At 67.8% G+C, this 18127-nt stretch carries 15 protein-coding genes; 6 read left to right on the top strand and 9 right to left on the bottom strand.

The annotated features are described in order from the left end of the window. Positions 1 to 141: 141 nt before the first annotated feature. Positions 142 to 2310 (top strand): MMPL family transporter, encoded by a 2169-nt coding sequence (locus tag QH270_RS33005; protein ID WP_082857933.1) that lies wholly within the window; start codon positions 142 to 144, stop codon positions 2308 to 2310. 8 nt (positions 2311 to 2318) lie between these two features. Here QH270_RS33005 and QH270_RS33000 read toward each other — a convergent pair whose 3' ends face one another. The 4 genes from QH270_RS33000 to QH270_RS32985 all read right to left on the bottom strand — a co-directional run bounded on the left by QH270_RS33000 (position 2319) and on the right by QH270_RS32985 (position 7759). Beyond that, on the bottom strand, positions 2319 to 3470 hold the full coding sequence (locus tag QH270_RS33000; RefSeq protein WP_082392796.1) for a sensor histidine kinase: 1152 nt from the start codon (positions 3468 to 3470) through the stop codon (positions 2319 to 2321). Positions 3471 to 3744: 274 nt separating this feature from the next. Beyond that, complete coding sequence (locus tag QH270_RS32995) at positions 3745 to 4902, bottom strand: serine hydrolase domain-containing protein (protein WP_280348625.1); 1158 nt, start codon at positions 4900 to 4902, stop codon at positions 3745 to 3747. Positions 4903 to 4957: 55 nt separating this feature from the next. Beyond that, positions 4958 to 6409, bottom strand: a complete 1452-nt coding sequence (locus QH270_RS32990) for an aldehyde dehydrogenase family protein (RefSeq protein WP_280348623.1) — start codon at positions 6407 to 6409, stop codon at positions 4958 to 4960. 12 nt (positions 6410 to 6421) lie between these two features. Further along, complete coding sequence (locus QH270_RS32985; RefSeq protein WP_280348621.1) at positions 6422 to 7759, bottom strand: flavin monoamine oxidase family protein; 1338 nt, start codon at positions 7757 to 7759, stop codon at positions 6422 to 6424. 199 nt (positions 7760 to 7958) lie between these two features. On the opposite strand from QH270_RS32985, the gene QH270_RS32980 reads away from it, so the two are divergent. Then, entirely contained in the window at positions 7959 to 9785 is a 1827-nt protein-coding gene (locus tag QH270_RS32980) for an acyl-CoA dehydrogenase (protein WP_280348619.1), read from the top strand. A 118-nt stretch (positions 9786 to 9903) separates the two neighbouring features. After that, on the top strand, positions 9904 to 10506 hold the full coding sequence (locus QH270_RS32975; protein WP_280348648.1) for a TetR/AcrR family transcriptional regulator: 603 nt from the start codon (positions 9904 to 9906) through the stop codon (positions 10504 to 10506). Positions 10507 to 10606: 100 nt separating this feature from the next. Here QH270_RS32975 and QH270_RS32970 read toward each other — a convergent pair whose 3' ends face one another. Genes QH270_RS32970 through QH270_RS32960 form a run of 3 tightly spaced genes read right to left on the bottom strand, consistent with a single transcriptional unit; the run spans position 10607 to position 12907 of the window. After that, complete coding sequence (locus QH270_RS32970; RefSeq protein WP_280348617.1) at positions 10607 to 11545, bottom strand: exodeoxyribonuclease III; 939 nt, start codon at positions 11543 to 11545, stop codon at positions 10607 to 10609. Continuing rightward, on the bottom strand, positions 11520 to 12269 hold the full coding sequence (locus tag QH270_RS32965; protein ID WP_280348615.1) for a nucleotidyl transferase AbiEii/AbiGii toxin family protein: 750 nt from the start codon (positions 12267 to 12269) through the stop codon (positions 11520 to 11522). The genes QH270_RS32970 and QH270_RS32965 overlap by 26 nt, the downstream gene beginning before the upstream one ends. Beyond that, entirely contained in the window at positions 12266 to 12907 is a 642-nt protein-coding gene (locus QH270_RS32960) for a type IV toxin-antitoxin system AbiEi family antitoxin domain-containing protein (protein WP_280348613.1), read from the bottom strand. The genes QH270_RS32965 and QH270_RS32960 overlap by 4 nt, the downstream gene beginning before the upstream one ends. A gap of 362 nt (positions 12908 to 13269) precedes the next feature. On the opposite strand from QH270_RS32960, the gene QH270_RS32955 reads away from it, so the two are divergent. Next, positions 13270 to 13776, top strand: a complete 507-nt coding sequence (locus tag QH270_RS32955) for a hypothetical protein (RefSeq protein WP_280348611.1) — start codon at positions 13270 to 13272, stop codon at positions 13774 to 13776. A 3-nt stretch (positions 13777 to 13779) separates the two neighbouring features. On the opposite strand, the gene QH270_RS32950 is transcribed toward QH270_RS32955, so the two are convergent. Further along, positions 13780 to 15207 carry an FUSC family protein gene (locus QH270_RS32950; RefSeq protein ID WP_280348609.1) on the bottom strand — a complete coding sequence of 476 codons (1428 nt, stop codon included), beginning with the start codon at positions 15205 to 15207 and terminating at the stop codon, positions 13780 to 13782. A gap of 73 nt (positions 15208 to 15280) precedes the next feature. Between QH270_RS32950 and QH270_RS32945 the strand changes: the two genes are divergently transcribed. Then, positions 15281 to 15799: a MarR family winged helix-turn-helix transcriptional regulator gene (locus QH270_RS32945; RefSeq protein ID WP_280348607.1), complete on the top strand. Its 519-nt coding sequence runs from the start codon at positions 15281 to 15283 to the stop codon at positions 15797 to 15799. Between the two features lie 45 nt (positions 15800 to 15844). On the opposite strand, the gene QH270_RS32940 is transcribed toward QH270_RS32945, so the two are convergent. After that, a complete protein-coding gene (locus QH270_RS32940) occupies positions 15845 to 16459 on the bottom strand; it encodes a TetR/AcrR family transcriptional regulator (RefSeq protein WP_280348605.1) in 615 nt (204 codons plus the stop codon). A gap of 138 nt (positions 16460 to 16597) precedes the next feature. Here QH270_RS32940 and QH270_RS32935 point away from each other — a divergent pair, with 138 nt between their 5' ends. Further along, positions 16598 to 18106, top strand: coding sequence for an alpha/beta hydrolase (locus QH270_RS32935; protein ID WP_280348603.1), 1509 nt, complete (start codon positions 16598 to 16600; stop codon positions 18104 to 18106). Positions 18107 to 18127 lie beyond the last annotated feature (21 nt).

The raw sequence follows: 18127 nt of genomic DNA, 5'->3' as shown, positions 1-18127 counted from the left end.
ACATCGTCATTTGACGATCAATGATGATCGGTTACGGAGGGAGAACACGTGAACCAGCAGCGGATCACCGTCACCGAGAGGTCGCGGCAGAAACCACTGCCACCTGGCTCGCCAGGGCTGCTGTATCGGTGGGGCGTTCTCATGGCCCGACGCAGACGCGCGGTCTTGGCGATCTGGGCGCTACTACTGGCGGTGTGTGCGGTGGCCTACCCACTACTCGAAAACCGGCTCGGTGCCATGGACTTCGGCGTCGAAGGCTCCGAGTCCACCGGGGTCGATCGTCTTGTTGCCCAGCACTTTCCACAGTTCGGCGCCGAGCAGGCGGTCATTGTGCTGAGATCCTCTGCCCTCACCGCCGACGACTCCGACTTCCGTGCAGCGGTGACTCACACAGTCACCGCGGCCAAGGAGGTGCCGGGCGTGGTCGATGTCATCGGCCCCTACGACGGGCCGCCCGGATCCCAGATCTCGGCTGATGGGCACGTCGCGATCGCGCTGGTCGGTATCGGCGGCGACATGGCAGAACGCGCGAGGGTCGCCCGCGACCTGCAGGGCGCTATCGCCACCACGGGCGACGACTCCGTCGAGGTGGGACTGACCGGATATTCGGCGGTGCAGAACGCGGCCACCGAACTACAGAACGCCGATCTGACTCGCGCCGAGGCGATCGGCATCCCGGTCGCGCTCATCCTGCTCGTCCTCGCGCTCGGCGCCCTGGTCGCCGCGGCGGTCCCGATCGGAGTAGCCATCGCGGGATTGCTGACCACTGTCGGGGTGTTGTTCGGTCTCACCACGGTGACCGTGTTCGATTCGCTGACCGTGGCCATGGCCACCATGGTCGGCCTGGGCGTCGGTATCGACTACGCGATGTTCATCGTCAGCCGTTTCCGCGAAGAACTCGCCCATCCCGTGGTCGCCGACCACGCCGCGATCGCGGCCGCGGTCGGCCGCTCACTGGCCACAGCAGGCAAGACGATTCTGGTCTCGGGCCTGGTGGTGATGATCTCGCTCTGCGCATTGATCATCATCCAGGCACCGATCTTCCGTGGCATTGCCATCGGCGTCGCCACCGCTGTCATCAGCATGCTCATCGTCGCCGTCACCCTGCTTCCCGCCCTGCTCGCAGTCCTGGGCCCTGCCGTCAACCGCGGCGCACTCCCGGCCCGCTGGCGCCCCGCCGACAGCGTCACCGACCTTCCTGGTGCCAGCCCGGGTCGCTGGGCGCGCTGGGCGTATCTAGTCATGCGCCGACCGGTCCTGTTCGGCACGGCCGCAGTAGCGGTGTTCGTCATCGCTGCATTCCCGGTATTCGGGATCCGCTACGGCCTCGATATGGGCACCAGCGCCCTCGACGACACCCCCACCGGACGCGCCACCACCGCACTGACCACCAACTTCCCGGCCGGAGCACTCTCACCAGTCGAAATCATCGCCACCGGCCCTGGCGACACCCCACTCAGCGGCGACGCGCCCGAACGGGTCAACCGATTCCTGACCGAGATCGCCGGCGACGAACGCATCGCCACCGTTCTCCCCACCCAACTCAACGACGGACGAGTACTGGCAATGGCGATCCCGTCAGTCGCGTTCGACTCCATGGAGGCCACCAACCTCATTCGCGACCTTCGCACCGCAGCGGCTGACGCGGCCGGAGTCGAGGTCCGCATCGGTGGCAGCACCGCCGAATTCGTCGACCTCTCCGACGAAATGACCACCAAACTGCCGCTCGTCGTCGCCCTCGTGCTGACTGCCTCACTGATTTTCCTCATCGCCGCGTTCCGCAGCATCGCCCTGCCGGTCAAGGCCATCGCGATGAACCTGCTCGCCACCGGCGCCGCCCTCGGCATCACCGTCGCGGTATTCCAATGGGGCCTCGGCGAAAACCTCCTCGACTTCACCAGTCCCGGCTTCGTCCAGGTCTACCTGCCCACCGTCGTGTTCGCCCTGCTGTTCGGCCTCTCGATGGACTACGAGGTCTTCCTCATCCGCCGCATGCGCGAATACTGGGATGCCACCGGCAACAACCAGCACGCAGTCGCCGCCGGGCTCACCCACACCGCCCGCCCGATCACCGCGGCCGCCGCGATCATGATCGCCATCTTCGCCAGCTTCCTCACCGCCGACATCCTCGAACTCAAACAACTCGGACTAGCCCTCGCCGTCGCCGTCTTCCTCGACGCCGCCCTGATCCGCCTCGTCCTCGTCCCCGCCCTCATGCGACTGCTCGGAGACTGGAACTGGTGGCTACCGACCCGGCACCGGATCCGATCCGACACAAGCGCACCCGAAACGTCGGCCGCCGCTGATTAGCACGGCGATCACGACAGGTTGGTGTCTTCGCGTTTGCTGACCGACAGCCGGGCGCGCACGGCCCAATGATCGTCCTCAGCGCCAACGGTCAGTGCGCCACCCGCGAGTTCAGCACGTTCCCGCATTCCGACGAGGCCGTGCCCATGGGGCACCCCGTGGGCACGCCCACCGTTGAGCACGACCATCGCGATACCGCCCTCATCACTGCTGATCCGAAACATCACCGGAACGTCGCGATCCGCGTGCTTCATCACGTTAGTGAGCGATTCCTGCACCAACCGCAACAGCGTCAGACGATTGATCGCGTCCAGCCCGCCGAGCTCGGCGTCGATCTGCGCGTCGACGGTGAATCCAGCACTACGGACGCGGGTAATGGCCGCGGCGATCTCGGTGGCCACCGCATCGCTGTCAACCAAGGCCACCACACCCAGCGCTGGATCGCGTAACCCGGTCAGGAGCCTGCGGATATCGGACAGCGCGTCGGCGGCGGTTGCCCGTACATCGTCGAGCACCCCGACGATGCGCGAATCCGCCCCACGAACAACATGTCCGGCGACCGAGATCCGCAAAATGATCGAAGCCATGTGATGAGCGACCACGTCGTGCAGTTCTCTGGCCATGGCTGCGCGCTCATCGATGCGCGTGCGCGCCTCGGCGTCGGCGGCCTGCCTGCGCAAGTTGTCGGCAAGATCGCGTTGACCACGCAGATACAAGCCCAACAACAACGGAACTCCTGCATAGGCAGCTACTTCGACTGCGATATAGGCACGCCCGATGGAAGTCTCATGCAAACCAACCCGCCCGAGCACGATCGCAGCCGCCCAACCCGCAGCTGCGACCACCACCGTCGCCCATCGATGCGTCCTGGCGATGACGACCACCAGCGCAACCGCACCAAGATAGGGCACCAGCCCCGACACACCCCACGCTGGTGCACGCAGCATCGGCACCGCCAACGACGACAGCACAACCGAGACCACCAACGGCCACCGCGCGACCGCCACGAACACCACTGCGGCGGCCAACGCCAGCAGCCAATAGTAGGTCGGCACCCGGTACTGGCCCGGATACGTGCTGGCCAACAACAGTATCGGGATCAACATCAACGGTAGCCACCGCAACAAACGCTGCAGGTCGCGGCGTGCACGCAAGTCGATCACACGCTCACCGTAGGCGAAGCGCTGCCGAGCAGCTGACAGCGCCGGAGCGACACACTGTTGTCAGCTCTTAACTCACCGCGCGATATGATCGGCACAGGCGGACCGGGGTCGCTAGACCGTGTAGGAATCCACGATGACCAGGCGTTTTCCGGTTGCCCATGTTTTGTGTGTCCTGCCGAGGGCACCACCTGCGACACCCGTTGCCGCAAGTCAGAACGTTGTGTCGGTGCAGCAGTGTGCCGTCGTATCCCGCCTGCCGGCCGGGGAGTCTCCGTCAGCTACGCAGCATGCTGGTGATCGACCGGAGGAAGGCGAGTGTCTCGGCCTCGCGGTTGGTCGACTCTCCGTCGGAGGTTCCGTAGGCCCGATTGGCGGAGAGCTTGACGATGACAGCGTCCGCTGTCGGATCGACATAGACGAACTGGTTGTATACGCCGATCGCGCTGAACTCACCCCGGTCGCCCGCGGGGACCCACCACTGATAGCCATAGCCGTAGTCGTCGAACCGGTGGGTCCCGACGATCGGCCGACCCGGCTGCAAGTGCCGAGCATCCGGGGTGACGGAGGCACGGACCCAATCCTCAGGGACGATCTGGTTGCCCTGCCACCTGCCCGAATTTCGGTAGAGTTCACCGAATTTCGCGAAGTCCCGTGCCGTCATGTTCAGCCCGGCGAACGCGACCTCCATGCCGGTGCTGTCGAGCAGCCAGTATCCGGGCGAGGTCATGCCGAGCGGCTCGAACAGCTTCTCCTGTGTGTACTCGGTGATCGACCGCTTGGTGGCACGCACCAGCAACGCGCCGAGTACCTGCGTGTCACCGGAGTTGTACCGGCAGACCGCGCCAGGTTCGTTGTCGCGCACCACGGTAGCGACGAACTCGTCGAGCGTGCCGAGCCCGGCCATCGCGGCATTCAGGCGAAACACGTCCGAGTCGACGTCGCTGTAGTCCTCGTTCCACCGCGCTCCCGAGGACATCTGGAGGACATCCTTGATCGAGACTCCGTCGTAAGCCGAGCCCGGCGCTACCGGTACGTAATCGCTGATCGGTGCGTCGATGCTTCGGATGTGGCCCTCGGCGACGGCGATTCCGACCAGCGCGGAAACCACGCTCTTCGCGACCGACATCGAGATCCACGGTACGTCGGGACCGCCGGTCAGCGCGTACTGCTCGTGCCGGATCACCCCGCCTTGCAGAACCAGGAGCGCTGCCGTGTCGGTCTCGACGAAGAAGTCTTCGAACGATTTCGACCGGCCGGCGAATTCGTAGCTTGCCGGAAGTTCCATCGGGTCACCTACCGGCCACTGCTGGGGTTCGGACGAGGCGGTCATGCGGGCGGACGGAACCACGGTGTGCATCCGACAGAAGTTCTCGTGCTGGGCGATGCCGGTGAACAGGCCCATACCTGCGAGTTCGGCGGCGTATTCGGTCATCGTTGTCCTTTTCGTGGGAGTGGACGGTGTGCTGTCGAGTCGCGGCGCGACCGACTCACCCGTGGCGGATCAGCAGCGTGGCAAGGCGCTGGCGGAGGCCGGTGAAGGGCGGCTGGATCAGGCGCAGGGTGTCGGGAGTCAAGGGCTTGCGCAGGATCGGTTTGTGGTGAGAGAAGGTGCGCCAGGAGTAACTGCCGTGATAGGCGCCCATGCCGCTGGCTCCTACTCCGCCGAAGGGCAGGCCGTTGGCGGCGACGTGGATCAGTCCCGCATCATGGACCACCGCGCCGGAGGACGTGTGGCGTTCGAACAGGCGGCGGGTGTCGGCCGAGTCGGAGAACACATACAGTGCCAGCGGCTTGTCCCAGCTGTTGATCAGCTCGACCGCGCGATGCGGCGAGTCGACGGCCACGATGGGCAGGATCGGGCCGAAGATCTCCGCACGCATGAGCGGATGCGCGGCGCCCGGTCCGAGACCGGGATGGTGCCCGGGCAGGGTCACCACGGTCGGTGCGAGGTAGCGGTCGGTGCGATCGTGGTCGCCGCCGACGAGGATCCGCGCGCCGTCGAGACTGCCGACGAGGCGGTCGAAGTGGCTTTCGTTGACGATGCGCCCGTAGTCGCGACCGGCCCGCGGGTCGGTGCCCCACATATCGGTGATCGCCTCGCGCAGCGCCTCGACCAGCGCGGGCACCCGGTCGGGGGTGGTCATCACATAGTCGGGGGCAACGCACGTCTGGCCGGCGTTGGTGAACTTCGCCCATGCCAGTCTGCGTGCGGCCGCCCGCAGGTGGGCGTCGTCGTCGAACCAGACCGGTGATTTGCCGCCCAGCTCCAAGGTGACCGGCGTCAGGTGCTCGGCCGCCGCCCGCATCACGATCCGACCCACCGTGCCGCTGCCGGTGAACACGATGTGGTCGAATCGCTGCTCGAGCAACGCGGTCGTCTCGGGGACACCACCGCCGACCGCGCGCACCGAGCCGTCGGGAAAGTACGTCGGCACCAGCCGGGTGATCAGCGACGAGGTGGCCGGGGCGAGCTCACTCGGCTTGAGGACCGCGGTATTGCCCGCGGCCAGCACGCCGACCAGCGGGTCGAGGAGGAGTTGCACCGGATAGTTCCATGGCGCGATCACCAGGATCACGCCCAGCGGCTCGGAGACCACCCGCGCCTTCCCCGGCAACAGTGCCGCCGGGACCGGACCGCGCTCGGGCCGTGCCCAGCGCCGCAGGTGGCGCAGCGTGTGATCGATCTCGGCGATCACCACGCTGATCTCGGTGAACTGTGCCTCGGCTCGATTCTTGCGTAGATCGGCCCACAGAGCCGCCTCGAACGCCGCCTCGTTGTCGGTGAGCAGCGTGCGCAGCGCCCGCAGCCGCTGGACGCGGGCATCCAGCGGCCGAGTCGCGCCGGAGTCGAAGACTCCGCGCGCGGTGACCACCGCCCCGACCGCTGATCGCAGCGGTTCGTCGACGGTCTGTGCCGGTGTATTCGCCAGGCCTGCCATGATGTCCTTCCGTCAGTTCCGGCGGGTCAGCGTCGCGACCACCTCGGCCGCCGCGCGGGTGCCGGATTCGATGGCGCCTTCGAAGTAGCCGGCATGGTCTCCCGCGGATTCGGTGCCTGCCCAGTGGATGTCGCCGCTCGGTGTCGTATCCAGCGGAAAGATCCCTTCCGTGGTCCCAGGACTCGGCAGAGCCAGGTAGCCGCCGCCGGTGTATTCGTCCAGATGCCAGGCCTTTTCGTGCCAGCTCACCGGTTCGAGCACCTCGGGGCCGAGGTGTTCGGCCAGTGCGCCGAGCAGTGCCGCGCGCCGTTCGGCGGGATCGAGGTGGTCGAGTGCGCGCGCTTCCGGTCCGCCCACCAGGACACACAGGTGCCCCGGCCCCGTCGGCGGGCTGGTGTCGAAGATCGCCCGGCCCGGCGCGTCGAGCACAAGGAACTCCCCGTTGCCGCGGTCGCGCCAGAACGGGCTGGTGTAGACCGCGATCGCCTTGTAGACCGAACCCATGAGGGTGGTGCGGGCGAGCGCCGCCCGGTGGGCGGGCAGCGGGGGTTCGAAGTCGATGCGTCGCAAGTTCGGCGGGGGGACGGTGACGATGACCTTCGAGGCCCGCACCTGCCCCGCGGTCGTGTCCACGGTGACCCCGTCCTCGCCCTGGGTGATCGAGGTGACCTGATGGCGCGACCGCACCCGGTCCCCGAGTTCGCCGGCGAGGCCGTCGACGATCGCGCCGAATCCCTCCACCAGGAGTGCTTCCTGGGCGCCGCCGCGGGTGGCCAGGCAGGTGCGCAGACCATCTTGGTGCCGGATCATCCTCGTCATCGCATGGATCGAGTACTGATCCGGATCCGCGGTCCAGGAGATGAGCGCGGCCAGCTCCAGCAGTCGGCGCGAGGTGCGCCCGGGCAGCTTGCCCAGCCCATCGGCGAGCGTCATCGTGTTGTACCGCTGGGGAACACCCACTCGGGCGAGTACCTCGACGGCGGCGATCACCACGCCGGTGAACAGCAGCGAAGGCGACCAGAGCGGCAGCTTCCGCGACCCGTCGAGCACGGCGGGCAACAACCCGGTGTGCATCGTGAACTTCTCGGCACCGAGCTCGGCGGCCAGCGCGGTGACGCGGTGGTGGTCGTGACCGATCCACTGCCCACCCAGATCCACCCGCGAGCCCAGCGCGGTCGTCTCGCTCAACGCGCGCCCGCCCAACCGGTCGTCCGCCTCGAGCACCACCACTTCGAGACCATGTCGGCGCAGCTCACGAGCGGCGACGAGCCCCGACAATCCGGCGCCGACCACCACCACCGGCACGGTCGCATCCGGCGTCCCTGCTGTGTCTGCTGATTCCTGCCTCATGCGCGACCCCTGTCCCGGCGTGATCCTGGTGCGGAAATATGTCGGACGTACGTCCGACATCCAGTAGGCCACAGAGTGCGCCCGATACACAAGACCTGCACTTCTACTTGCACAGCGCCGTCACCACTGGCCTACAATTTGTCGTACGGTTGACCGACTTAGATTCTATCGTCAAGACCGACACCGAGGAGGGCGGCCGGTGGGCCACTACAAGAGCAATGTGCGTGATCTCGAGTTCAATCTGTTCGAGGTCTTCGACCTGGAGGCGATCCTGGGGACCGGAGCGTTCGGTGATCTGGATGGCGATACCGTGCGGGCGATGCTGACCGAGGCCGCGCGACTGGCCGAGGGGCCGGTCGCGGAATCCTTCGCCGAGGCCGACCGCACTCCGCCGGAGTTCGATCTGGCGACACATACGGTGCGGCTGCCCGAGGCGTTCAAACGCTCGGTGCGTGCCTGGTCCGACGGCCAGTGGTGGCGGGTCGGGAAAGCCGAGGCGATCGGCGGTGTCCCCGCCCCGCGGATGCTGAGCTGGGCGATCAGTGAATTCGTCCTCGGTGCGCAGCCCGCCGCGTACATGTATCTGACGGGGCCGACCATGGCCGACATCGTCGCAGGCATCGGCACCGAGCAGCAGCGGCACTGGGCAACGCTTGCGGTGCAACGCGATTGGGGCGCCACCATGGTGCTGACCGAGCCGGATGCCGGTTCGGATGTGGGGGCGATGCGAACCAGGGCGATCGAGCAGCAGGACGGCTCCTGGCACATCGAAGGTGTCAAGCGGTTCATCACCTCCGCCGACTCCGACGACCTGTTCGAGAACATCGTCCACCAGGTCCTGGCCCGCCCCGAGGGCGCGCGGCCCGGGACCAAGGGGCTGAGTCTGTTCCTGGTGCCGAAGTATCTCTTCGATGCCGAGACCGGCGCACCGGGCGAACGAAACGGCGTGTTCGTCACCAACGTCGAGCACAAGATGGGCCTCACCGCTTCGGCCACCTGTGAACTGACCTTCGGCGGCCACGGCGTTGCGGCGAAGGGCTGGCTCGTCGGCGACGTGCACGACGGCATCGCCCAGATGTTCCAGGTCATCGAGGAAGCCCGGATGATGGTCGGCACCAAAGCGATCGCGACCCTGTCGACCGGGTACCTCAATGCGCTGGAATACGCCAAGCAACGCGTGCAGGGCAGTGCGCTGACCGAGGTCTTCGACAAGACGGCCGCGAAGGTCACCATCGCCCATCACCCGGATGTGCGTCGCTCGCTGATGACGCAGAAGGCGTACGCCGAGGGTCTTCGTTCGCTCTACCTCTACACCGCCGCCCACCAGGATCCGATTGTCGCCCAGCATGTTTCGGGCGCCGACGCCGAACTGGCCGCACGGGTCAACGGTCTGTTGCTGCCGATCGTGAAGGGTGTCGGTTCCGAACGCGCGTATCAATGCCTGACCGAATCACTGCAGTGCTTCGGCGGTTCGGGCTTCCTGCGGGACTACCCGGTCGAGCAATACCTCCGCGATGCCAGGATCGACTCCCTCTACGAGGGCACCACCGCCATCCAGGCGCAGGACTTCTTCTTCCGCAAGATCGCCCGCGACCAGGGCGTCGCACTGGCCCACATCGCCGGACAGGTCAGGCAGACCACGGTCGACAACGGCCGCCTGAAGACCGAGAAGATCCTGCTGGCCACCGCGCTGGAGGACGTGCAGGACATGGCGGGTCGACTCACCGGCCACCTGCTCGCCGCCCGGCAGACCCCCGCCGAGCTGAACAAGATCGGCGTGGAATCGGTCCGCTTCCTGTTCGCCGTCGGCGACCTGCTCATCGCATGGCGCCTGCTCGTCGCCGCCGAAATCGCGGTCACCGTACTGGATTCCGCCGACAGTGGCACCGACCACGCGTTCTACGAGGGCAAGGTCGCGGTCGCCGCGTTCTTCGCCAGGACGGTACTGCCCCGCCTGAGTGCCGACTGGGCGGTCGTCTCCGAGATCGACTCCTCGATCATGGAACTCGACGAAGCCGCCTTCTAGAGGGACGCGGCCTGACTGTCTACAGCGGCGGCGTGTGGGCTACCATTTTTGTCGGACGGACGTACGACTCGATTTGCCGTGGGAGGAACGCGGCTGGAGGAGGGGCACGTTGGCCTACGTGAAGGCAGCGCAGCGCGAACAGGACATCGTCGCTGCCGCCGTCCGTGTGCTCGGTTCCGTCGGCGTCGCCGGGACCACCCTGCGCGCCGTCGCCGCCGAAGCCGGAATCCCGCTCGGCACTTTGCATTACGTGTTCGCCTCCAAGGACTCGATGCTCCGTGCTGTCATCCACACGACGACCGCCGATGTCGTGGCGGCCCTCCAGGCCGACGCGGCACTCGACCGAGGCCTGGCACACGCGATTCGACACGGCGTAGAACGTGTGTGGCGGGGCCTGGTGGCAGACGCGCCAGGACTGCAGATCATGCAATACGAACTGGCCATGTACTCGGTCCGCAGCGAGGGCCCCGGCGGACTCGCGCAGTTGCAGTACGAGCGCTACACCTCGTTGGTCGCCGATTTCTGGGAACAGGCCGCCCGCGCCGCCGACGAACGATGCGCGGTGGATTTCGCGACCCTCGGCCGCTTGGGTCTGGCCATGATGGACGGTCTCATCATCCAGTACCTGGTGAATCCCGATCCCGATCGCGCAAAGCGTGACCTCGACCGAGCAATCGACATGCTCATCTCGTACGCGGATCCACGATCCATCGCCGGCTAGTACTCCAACAGGGCGATGGACACGCTTGATACTGATCCGCGCGACTCGGTGTCGGCCTCGGTCCGAGTGGAACTCTGTACCGCAGGCGCCGTGACCGGTCCTATGGCTGGAGCACGACCGCGCCCGCTGAGTAGGTCACTACGAGCGGGGCGTGATCGGAGAGGCGCTCCGCGGGAGACGGTTCCTTGTCCACGACGGCAGCAGTGGCGAGGCGGGCGAGACCCGGTGTCGTGAGTTGGTGGTCCACTCGCCAACCCACATCCTTGGTGAACGATTGACCGGCCCAGCTCCACCAGGTGAGTGGGCCCGGCCGCTCGCCGTGCACCTGTCGCACCACATCGACGAGCCGGCGCGTGCCGAGTAGCGAACTGAACCACTCGCGGTCGGTTGGCAGGAAGCCGTCCATCGTGCGGGCAGCGCGCCAGTTGGTCACGTCGTGCTGGGTGTGCGCGATGTTCAGGTCCCCGGTGAGGACGAACTCGCGTCCCGCGCTCAGGGCCGCGAGCCGGTTCCGATGCACTTCGCGGGCGAACGCCGCGAGGAACCTCTGCTTCCGTTCGTACTTGATCCCACCGTCGGGCTGTTCGCGCATCGATCCCGGGCGCTGGAGGTGCGCGGGCAGACCGCCCTTGGGGAGATAGAGGCAGGCCACCGTCACCGGGCGATCGGCCAGATCGACCTCGATATAGCGTCCCTGTGCGGCGAACTCACCGAGTCCGCGAGCCCTGGGTGGGTGGGTCACCCACGTCCGCACGGCCGCGGCGGGAACCCTCGTCAGTACGGCCACACCGTTACGGCCGGCCACGGAACCGACATCCATCGCCGCCGAATAGCCCGGAAAGGTCCCCACATCGGCTGCGGCACAACGCAGCTCCTGCAACGCGAGCACATCGACCGACCGCGCCCGCAACCACTGGTCGAATCCACGCCGCCGTGCCGCGCGGATCCCGTTGACGTTGAATGTGGCGACAGTGAAAGAGTCAGCGACCGAATCTGGAATCGCTTCGACGTCATCACTCGGCAATGCGTGCCCACGCATCCCGAACCTCACGTATTGCGGTCTCAGCGCTGATCTCCAATCGGGTCTGCCCGGCCAGTTGAGCGTTCCAGTCGTCCTCGTCCGGCGCGCGATCGAACAATTGCGGTGTGGGTAGACGGTTGGTCGGGCCGTACCTGCGGTACAGCGCTCCAGCGGCGCTGTCGATCGCGCCGATGTTGTTCAGCGCCCAGAGATCCCACAGGTCGCGTGATGCGCGGCGGTCGTGCCACGTCGCTGTCTTCCCCGCCACAAAGGCAGCCAGTGTGGGCACCAGAAGTTCGGCCGGGGGCACATCGCTGTAGCGCTGATCGAGATTCCGGAGTTCTGTCGGCCATGCCGGTCGGCCCCGGGCCGACAGCAACTGGATCTCGAGGGACACGCCCGACGGGGAGCGAAGCAGAGCGGCTCCAGTGTCCGGGACACTGCTCAACGACGCTTCCCACTCGAGCCGCCCGTGGCTCCGCGCAACAGATCGCGGCAATGTCGTGTCGAGGTCGGCCGCCAATGCGGTCCGGTTGCCCAGCGCGACCAGGTCGATGTCTTCGCTGAGCCGGCCGCTCGTCAGATGGGTGCGAGCAAGAGCAGTTCCGCCGATGAACAGCAGTCGATCCTGGAACCCGCGGCCGATCGCCGCCAGCAGGTGAGAGATCAGATGATCGCGCTCGACCTGCTCCGGGGAAACCCCGAATCGAGCGGCGACGCTGTCCCGGTTGCCGATACTCATGCCCCCACCCAATCTTCCGCACGTCGAAGTGCCGCGCCAAGGCGCTGGTCCGCGGCGAGCTGCGCAAGTCTGCTCGAATCGCTTCGGCGGTAAAGCGTTTCGATTGCCGGACGAACTTCCGCCTCCGCGTTGCCGAGGTCCGGGCGTCGGGCGAGATCGAGAACGGTCTGCTCCGGCGTCGTGACCAGCGCCGGGCCCAGCGGCGTCGTGACACGCTCCGCGTCGAGCGCCTCGGTGTCGCGACGGACGAACAGGACGTGCGCCGAACGATCGGTCAGCGCAATCGGCCGGTGCTGACGGGGAACCGCGACAATCGCCGTCGCCAGCGCACGGGGTACGGCTCCCAGCATGCGGGCCGCGCTGATACCCATGACTACGGCCTGGTCCGGCCCAAATATGGATGATGCGATACCTGCGGCCGCCGCCTCCAGGCCGGGCAACCAGGTCCGACCGATGTGGTCCGGCGCCACGATGATGTAGTAGCCGCGAGCGACACGATGCAGCACGCCTCGATCGACGAGCCGAGCGACCTCAGGCCGCGGCTGGGCGTAGATGTGGGCCAAGTCCTTCGGCCGCAGCGTTCGGAGCGGTGCCCGCCAGAGGTCGCTGGGCAGCACGGTGCTGCGATGCTCTGCCATCGGTACCCTCCATAACTATGCATTCAGTTGGCTTGTACCCAACCTAACGCATACTAATGCTGCATTCGGCGGATCTTCCGCACCAGGCGAGCACTGGATACGAACTCGAACGTCCGTACCGTGACCAGCTTGCGCGGATTGTCGCGTTCAGAGCAGCCGACCCGAAGCCGACACCGGTTCGGCAGATCGACGGAAGGGGTGTCGGCAGATCGACGAAACCGGACCCGGCAGATCGACGAAACTGCGTCAACTGACAGCGGGCCGGCCAGGGCACCGCGCGGTGTTCCGGTTCGCGGAACTACCGGGTGCCGCTGAGTAGTCGTACGGATTTCCAGCGCGGCAGAGGCGGCGAGCATGGGTGCATGACATCCACCATCACAGCTCGGAATCCGGCCGGGATCGACGCCAAAGCCATCACCTGGGCAGCGCTCGGGGCGCAACTGCTGGTGATGCTCGCGGTTACCGCTCTGCGGTTCTCGGCGGGCGGATGGCTGCTGGTGATCTTTCTCTTCGGTGGGTTTCTTGTGGTGTTCGCGCCGTCGGTGCTGGCTGTCGCGGTCACGGTGCCGGTCATGCGGCAGGGTGGGGCGCGGGTGCGGGTGGCGTGCGGGGTCGCGCTCGCCACGGTGTATGCCGCGTTGTTGACAGCGGCGGCGACCATGCCCGACTTCACCGATGTGGCGGATGAGAACGGGGTTCCGATCGTGGCGCTGTTCAGCGATTCGGGGACGTTGACCAATGCGGAGGCCGAGGTCTACCACACGATCAGCGGCGTGGCCGTCCTCTGCTACCTGGCGGCGACTGTGGCCACTGTCGTCCTGGCGCTCACGCTCCTGGCGATGCGGCGGTCGGCCGAACGCGGGCGGTGAGCCTCACGCCGTGGCGGATTCCGGGAGGTGGTGGCGGTCGGTGTGGCTGATGGTCAAGGCCGCGATGAGCACGCCCATGGCCACGCCGATGAGGGTGTCCATGATGCGGCTGACGCCGATCTCGGGGGTGATGGGGGTGCCGAGACCGACCATGAGCAGCGCCATCGGGGTGACCGCGAGTGAGGTGAGGGCGTAGCTGCGGGTGGCCATGATTTCGGCGGTCACCTGGAGGACCACGATGACCAGAGCGGTGGCCCAGTAGCCGAGGCCCGCGCCGATCAGCAGGGCACCGACGAGGGCGCCGCCGACATTGCCGAGCAGTCGCTGGATGCCGCGCTGCACGGTCATCGCGTAGGAGACGCCCTGCATCGCGGCCAGTGCGCCCATCGACGCCCAGAGCGGGTGGTGCAGGCCGGCCGCCGCGGCGAACCAGCCCGCGCACGCCGCGGCGAGGGCGATGCGGGCGGCGTTGCCGAGCACCAGGCGCGAACGCAGCCCGGACAGGCCCATCGCCACGAAGCCCTCGGGGCGTGGCAGCGCGGAGACTTCGGGGACGCGGTCGAAGATGACGCTGCGCCGCTTGATCTTTCGCAGTTCGGCTTCGTGGCGGACCACGTCGAGCAGTCTGGCCGGGTCGCCCGCCACCCAGTCGTCGACGGCGGCCTCCGCCTCGTCGAGCAGGGCGACGAGGTCGCGGTGGTGGTGCGAGTCGGCACCGCGAACAGCGCTGAGCGCCAGCTTCTCTCGGGCCTGCGCGATGGCGGCGCGGGCCGGTTCGACGGGCCTGCCGTCATCGAGCGCGGCGACGGCCGACAGCGCTCGCGCGACGGCGAGGCGGGCCGGGCCGAGCGGCAGCACCAGCAGGGGCACCAGCTGCGCGAGCAGGCCGATCCCGGCTCCGATCGCCGCCGCGACGCAGGCGTGGACGATATCGCCGGGCACCGCGACGGAGCCGACCGCCGCGGTCGCCGCGAAGACGAGGATCACCGGACCTGGCCCGGTGATCCGGAACGCCGACACCGACATCGCCGCGACGGCGGCCCCGACGGCCATGAGCGCGACCTCGGCCCACATCGGCACCCGCGCGAGCGCGAGCAGGCCACCACCGGCGACGAAGGCGACGACGAGCGCGCCGACCAACGACACCTTGGCCGTGACCCGAACCAGCGGCTCGTGTCTGGCGAACGCCGAGGCCAGCGCGCCGAGCACCGCGAAGCCGACGTATTGCCGTAGATCCAGCAGGCCGCAACCGACGAACACCAGCGCCGCGGCGGCGCCGACGCGCAGCGAGGCGGCCACGGTCGCGTCGGCGGGTCGCACCTCGAGCGCGCGCCGCCACGTCGACGCGGAGACCGAGTGCGCCAGGGCGCCACCGGAGTGCCGCAGGCGGGCGGTGGCGACACGGGGTGGGTTCAGCAGATCGGTGGGCACCTCTCCATCCTAGATATATTTCACTAGTAAAATACATCTGAAATAGTGTGAAACCGATCGCTAGGATGGAGCCATGGGCGACACCTCCCCCGACTTCGTCGACGGCGTTCGGGCCGAATGGGCTCGGGCGTATCCCGAGGTCGACACCTCCACGGTCGAGGTGATCGGGCGCATCAACCGGATCAGCGCGCTGGCGCTGCATCAGCTCGACCGCGCGCTCGCGCCCCGGGGTATCACCCGCGGCGAGTTCGAGGTGCTGTGCGCCCTGGCCCGCGCCGACCGTCCGCTCCGCGCCAGCGAGGTGACCGAGCGGACCATGACCAGCGGCGCCGCCACCACCAAGAACGCCGACCGGCTGACGAAGATCGGCCTGATCGAACGGCTCCCGTTCGAGCGGGACGGCCGAGTGGTGCTGCTGCGGTTGACCGCGGCCGGGCGCGAACTCGTCGACGTCGAACTGCCGAGCCGCGCGGAACGCGACCACCGCCTGCTCGACGGACTCGACGAGCAGGAGCGCCGCACCCTCGCCGACCTGCTGCGCCGGGTCTCCCACAACACCGACGCGGCCGCCCAGCACACCGCGAGCGCCTGAGCGACGACCCCGGGACTCGAAGCCGAGACCAGGAAGCGTTCGCGCTCAAGCACTTTCCGAGCGGAAGACCCAGTCGACGGCGGCGTCGAGGGTCTGCGCTTCGGAGTGCAGGAGCGATTCCTCGGCGGGGAGGGCGCGTTCGACCGCGAGGCCGTTGAGGACCGTGCACAGGAATCTGGCGCGCCGGGTGTTGTCGCCCTTGGGCAGGGCGCCCTCCTCGACGAGAACCGCGAGCCAGTATTCCGTGCGGCGGCGCGCCTCCCGCTCGATGGCCAGATACGACGCGCGCAGCTCGTCGGTCGGCTCGGGCGCGATGAACGATTCATAGACCTTGCCCCACGCCTGGCGCGCCTGCGCTCCGACACTGGTCAGCGCGAGGACCTGGCGCAGGCATTCCACCAGCCGCTCACGGGCCGGCTTCGAACGATCGCGGATCAGTTCGCCGTCGGACAGAACGACGTCGTAGATGGTGGTGAACACCGCGTCCTGAAGATCGCGCTGGGTCGGGAAGTGGTGCCGGAGCGAACCGGTGCTCACCCCCGCCCGCGCCGCGACCGCGCGCACCGACAGGTTCGCGCCCGCGTTCTCCCCGAGCATCTCGGCGGCCGCGACGATGATCTTCTCTTTGGAACCGAGCTCCCGTTCCGGCATCTCCACCATCCTCCCATCCTTCACCAACACAGTGTACTAGCACACTGTGCTAGTCTCGCGGCATCGGCTCTAGTACAGCGTGTTGGAACGGTACGACCCACGGAGGGTCCGTGCGAATCCGATACGGATCGGGCGAAAGGGAATCCCATGATCCGGAATCTCACGAACGGCCACCCCACCGGCGCCGCGGCGTTGCTAGCCGCCGCGATGCTCGCGGGTTCGCTTGCGGCAGCGCCGGTTTCCGCGGACGTGCCGCACCCTCGATGGGGCGCATGCCCCGCCGATGTCGCCGAGGCGGCGGCACCCGAGCTGCGGTGCACCACCGTGCCGGTGCCCGTCGACTACTCGGCGCCGGACGGCCCCACGATCGATCTGATGGTGTCGCGGCTGACCGCGACCAACCCGGACAAGCGGCGCGGGATCCTGCTGCTCAATCCAGGCGGCCCGGGCGGGTCCGGCTTGACCTTCGGCTCCGACCTGGTCGCGAACGGGCTTCCGACCGCGGTCTCCGAGAGCTACGACCTGATCGGCATGGACACCCGCGGCATCGGCCACTCGGCGCCGGTCAGCTGCGGCTTCACCACCGAGCTGAACTACACCGGCAACATCCCGCCGTACGCGGTGGACGACGCCGCCGTCACCGCACAGGCCGCGATCGCCGAGGACGTCGCCCGGCGCTGCGCGAACGACGACCTGATTCCGCATCTGTCGACGGCGAACATGGCCCGCGACCTGGACCGCATCCGCGCCGCGCTCGGCGAGGACAAGGCCGGCTTCTACGGGGCGTCCTACGGTTCAGCGCTGGGGGCCGCGTACACGTCGATGTTCCCGGACCGGGCCGACCGGGTCGTGCTCGACAGCAATCTCGCCGACACCCACCTGGACCAGGACGGCATCCGCCGGTTCGGCCTCGGCGCCGAGGACACCTTCCCCGACCTCGCGCGGCGGCTCGCCGAACGCGACGGCGAAGACCATCTCGGCGCGACTCCCGAGCAGGTGCGCGAGACCTATCTCGCACTGGCGCGGCGCCTCGACGAGACCCCGATGCCCAGCCTCGACGGCCGCGCGTTCCGGTTCATCACCTACTTCGGGCTCTACAGCCCCCGCCAGTACGACTGGATCGGCGACATCTGGCGGACCGTGCGCGACAACGACGACGCGGCACTGCAGCGCGAGCTGGCCGAGCCCACCGCCGAAACGCCCGAGGCCGTACCGCCCGCTCAGGGACCGCACCCGGCCGACAACAACTGGTCGGTGTTTATCGCGGTGACCTGCAATGATGTCGCCTGGCCGAAGGGCGCCGAGCCCTACCGCCGCGCCGTCGCCGAGGACCGCCCGAAATACCCGCTCTTCGGCGCGGCCAGTGCCAACGTCCTGCCCTGCGCCTTCTGGCCCAGCGCACCGGCCGAGCCGTCGGTACGCGTCGAGGACAAGGGGCCGCGCAATGTCCTGCTGGTCCAGAACCGGCGCGATCCGGTGACCCCGCACCGCAACGCGGAGCTGCTGCGGGCGAAGTTCGGTGACCGAGCCAGGCTGGTCAGCGTGGACCAGAGCGGCCACGGCGCCTACGTCAATCACGACAACGCGTGCGGGCGGGCGGCGACCACCGCGTTCCTGGTCGACGGCACGATGCCGGCGGCCGACGTGTCCTGCTGAGACCGCACTCGCGCGGCGGGG

The sequence above is a fragment of the Nocardia neocaledoniensis genome (assembly GCF_029868625.1).
In the GTDB taxonomy this organism is placed as follows: Bacteria; Actinomycetota; Actinomycetes; order Mycobacteriales; family Mycobacteriaceae; genus Nocardia; species Nocardia neocaledoniensis_A.
Note: the sequence above shows the minus strand (reverse complement) of the source record. Positions and strands in the feature narration are given on the sequence as shown.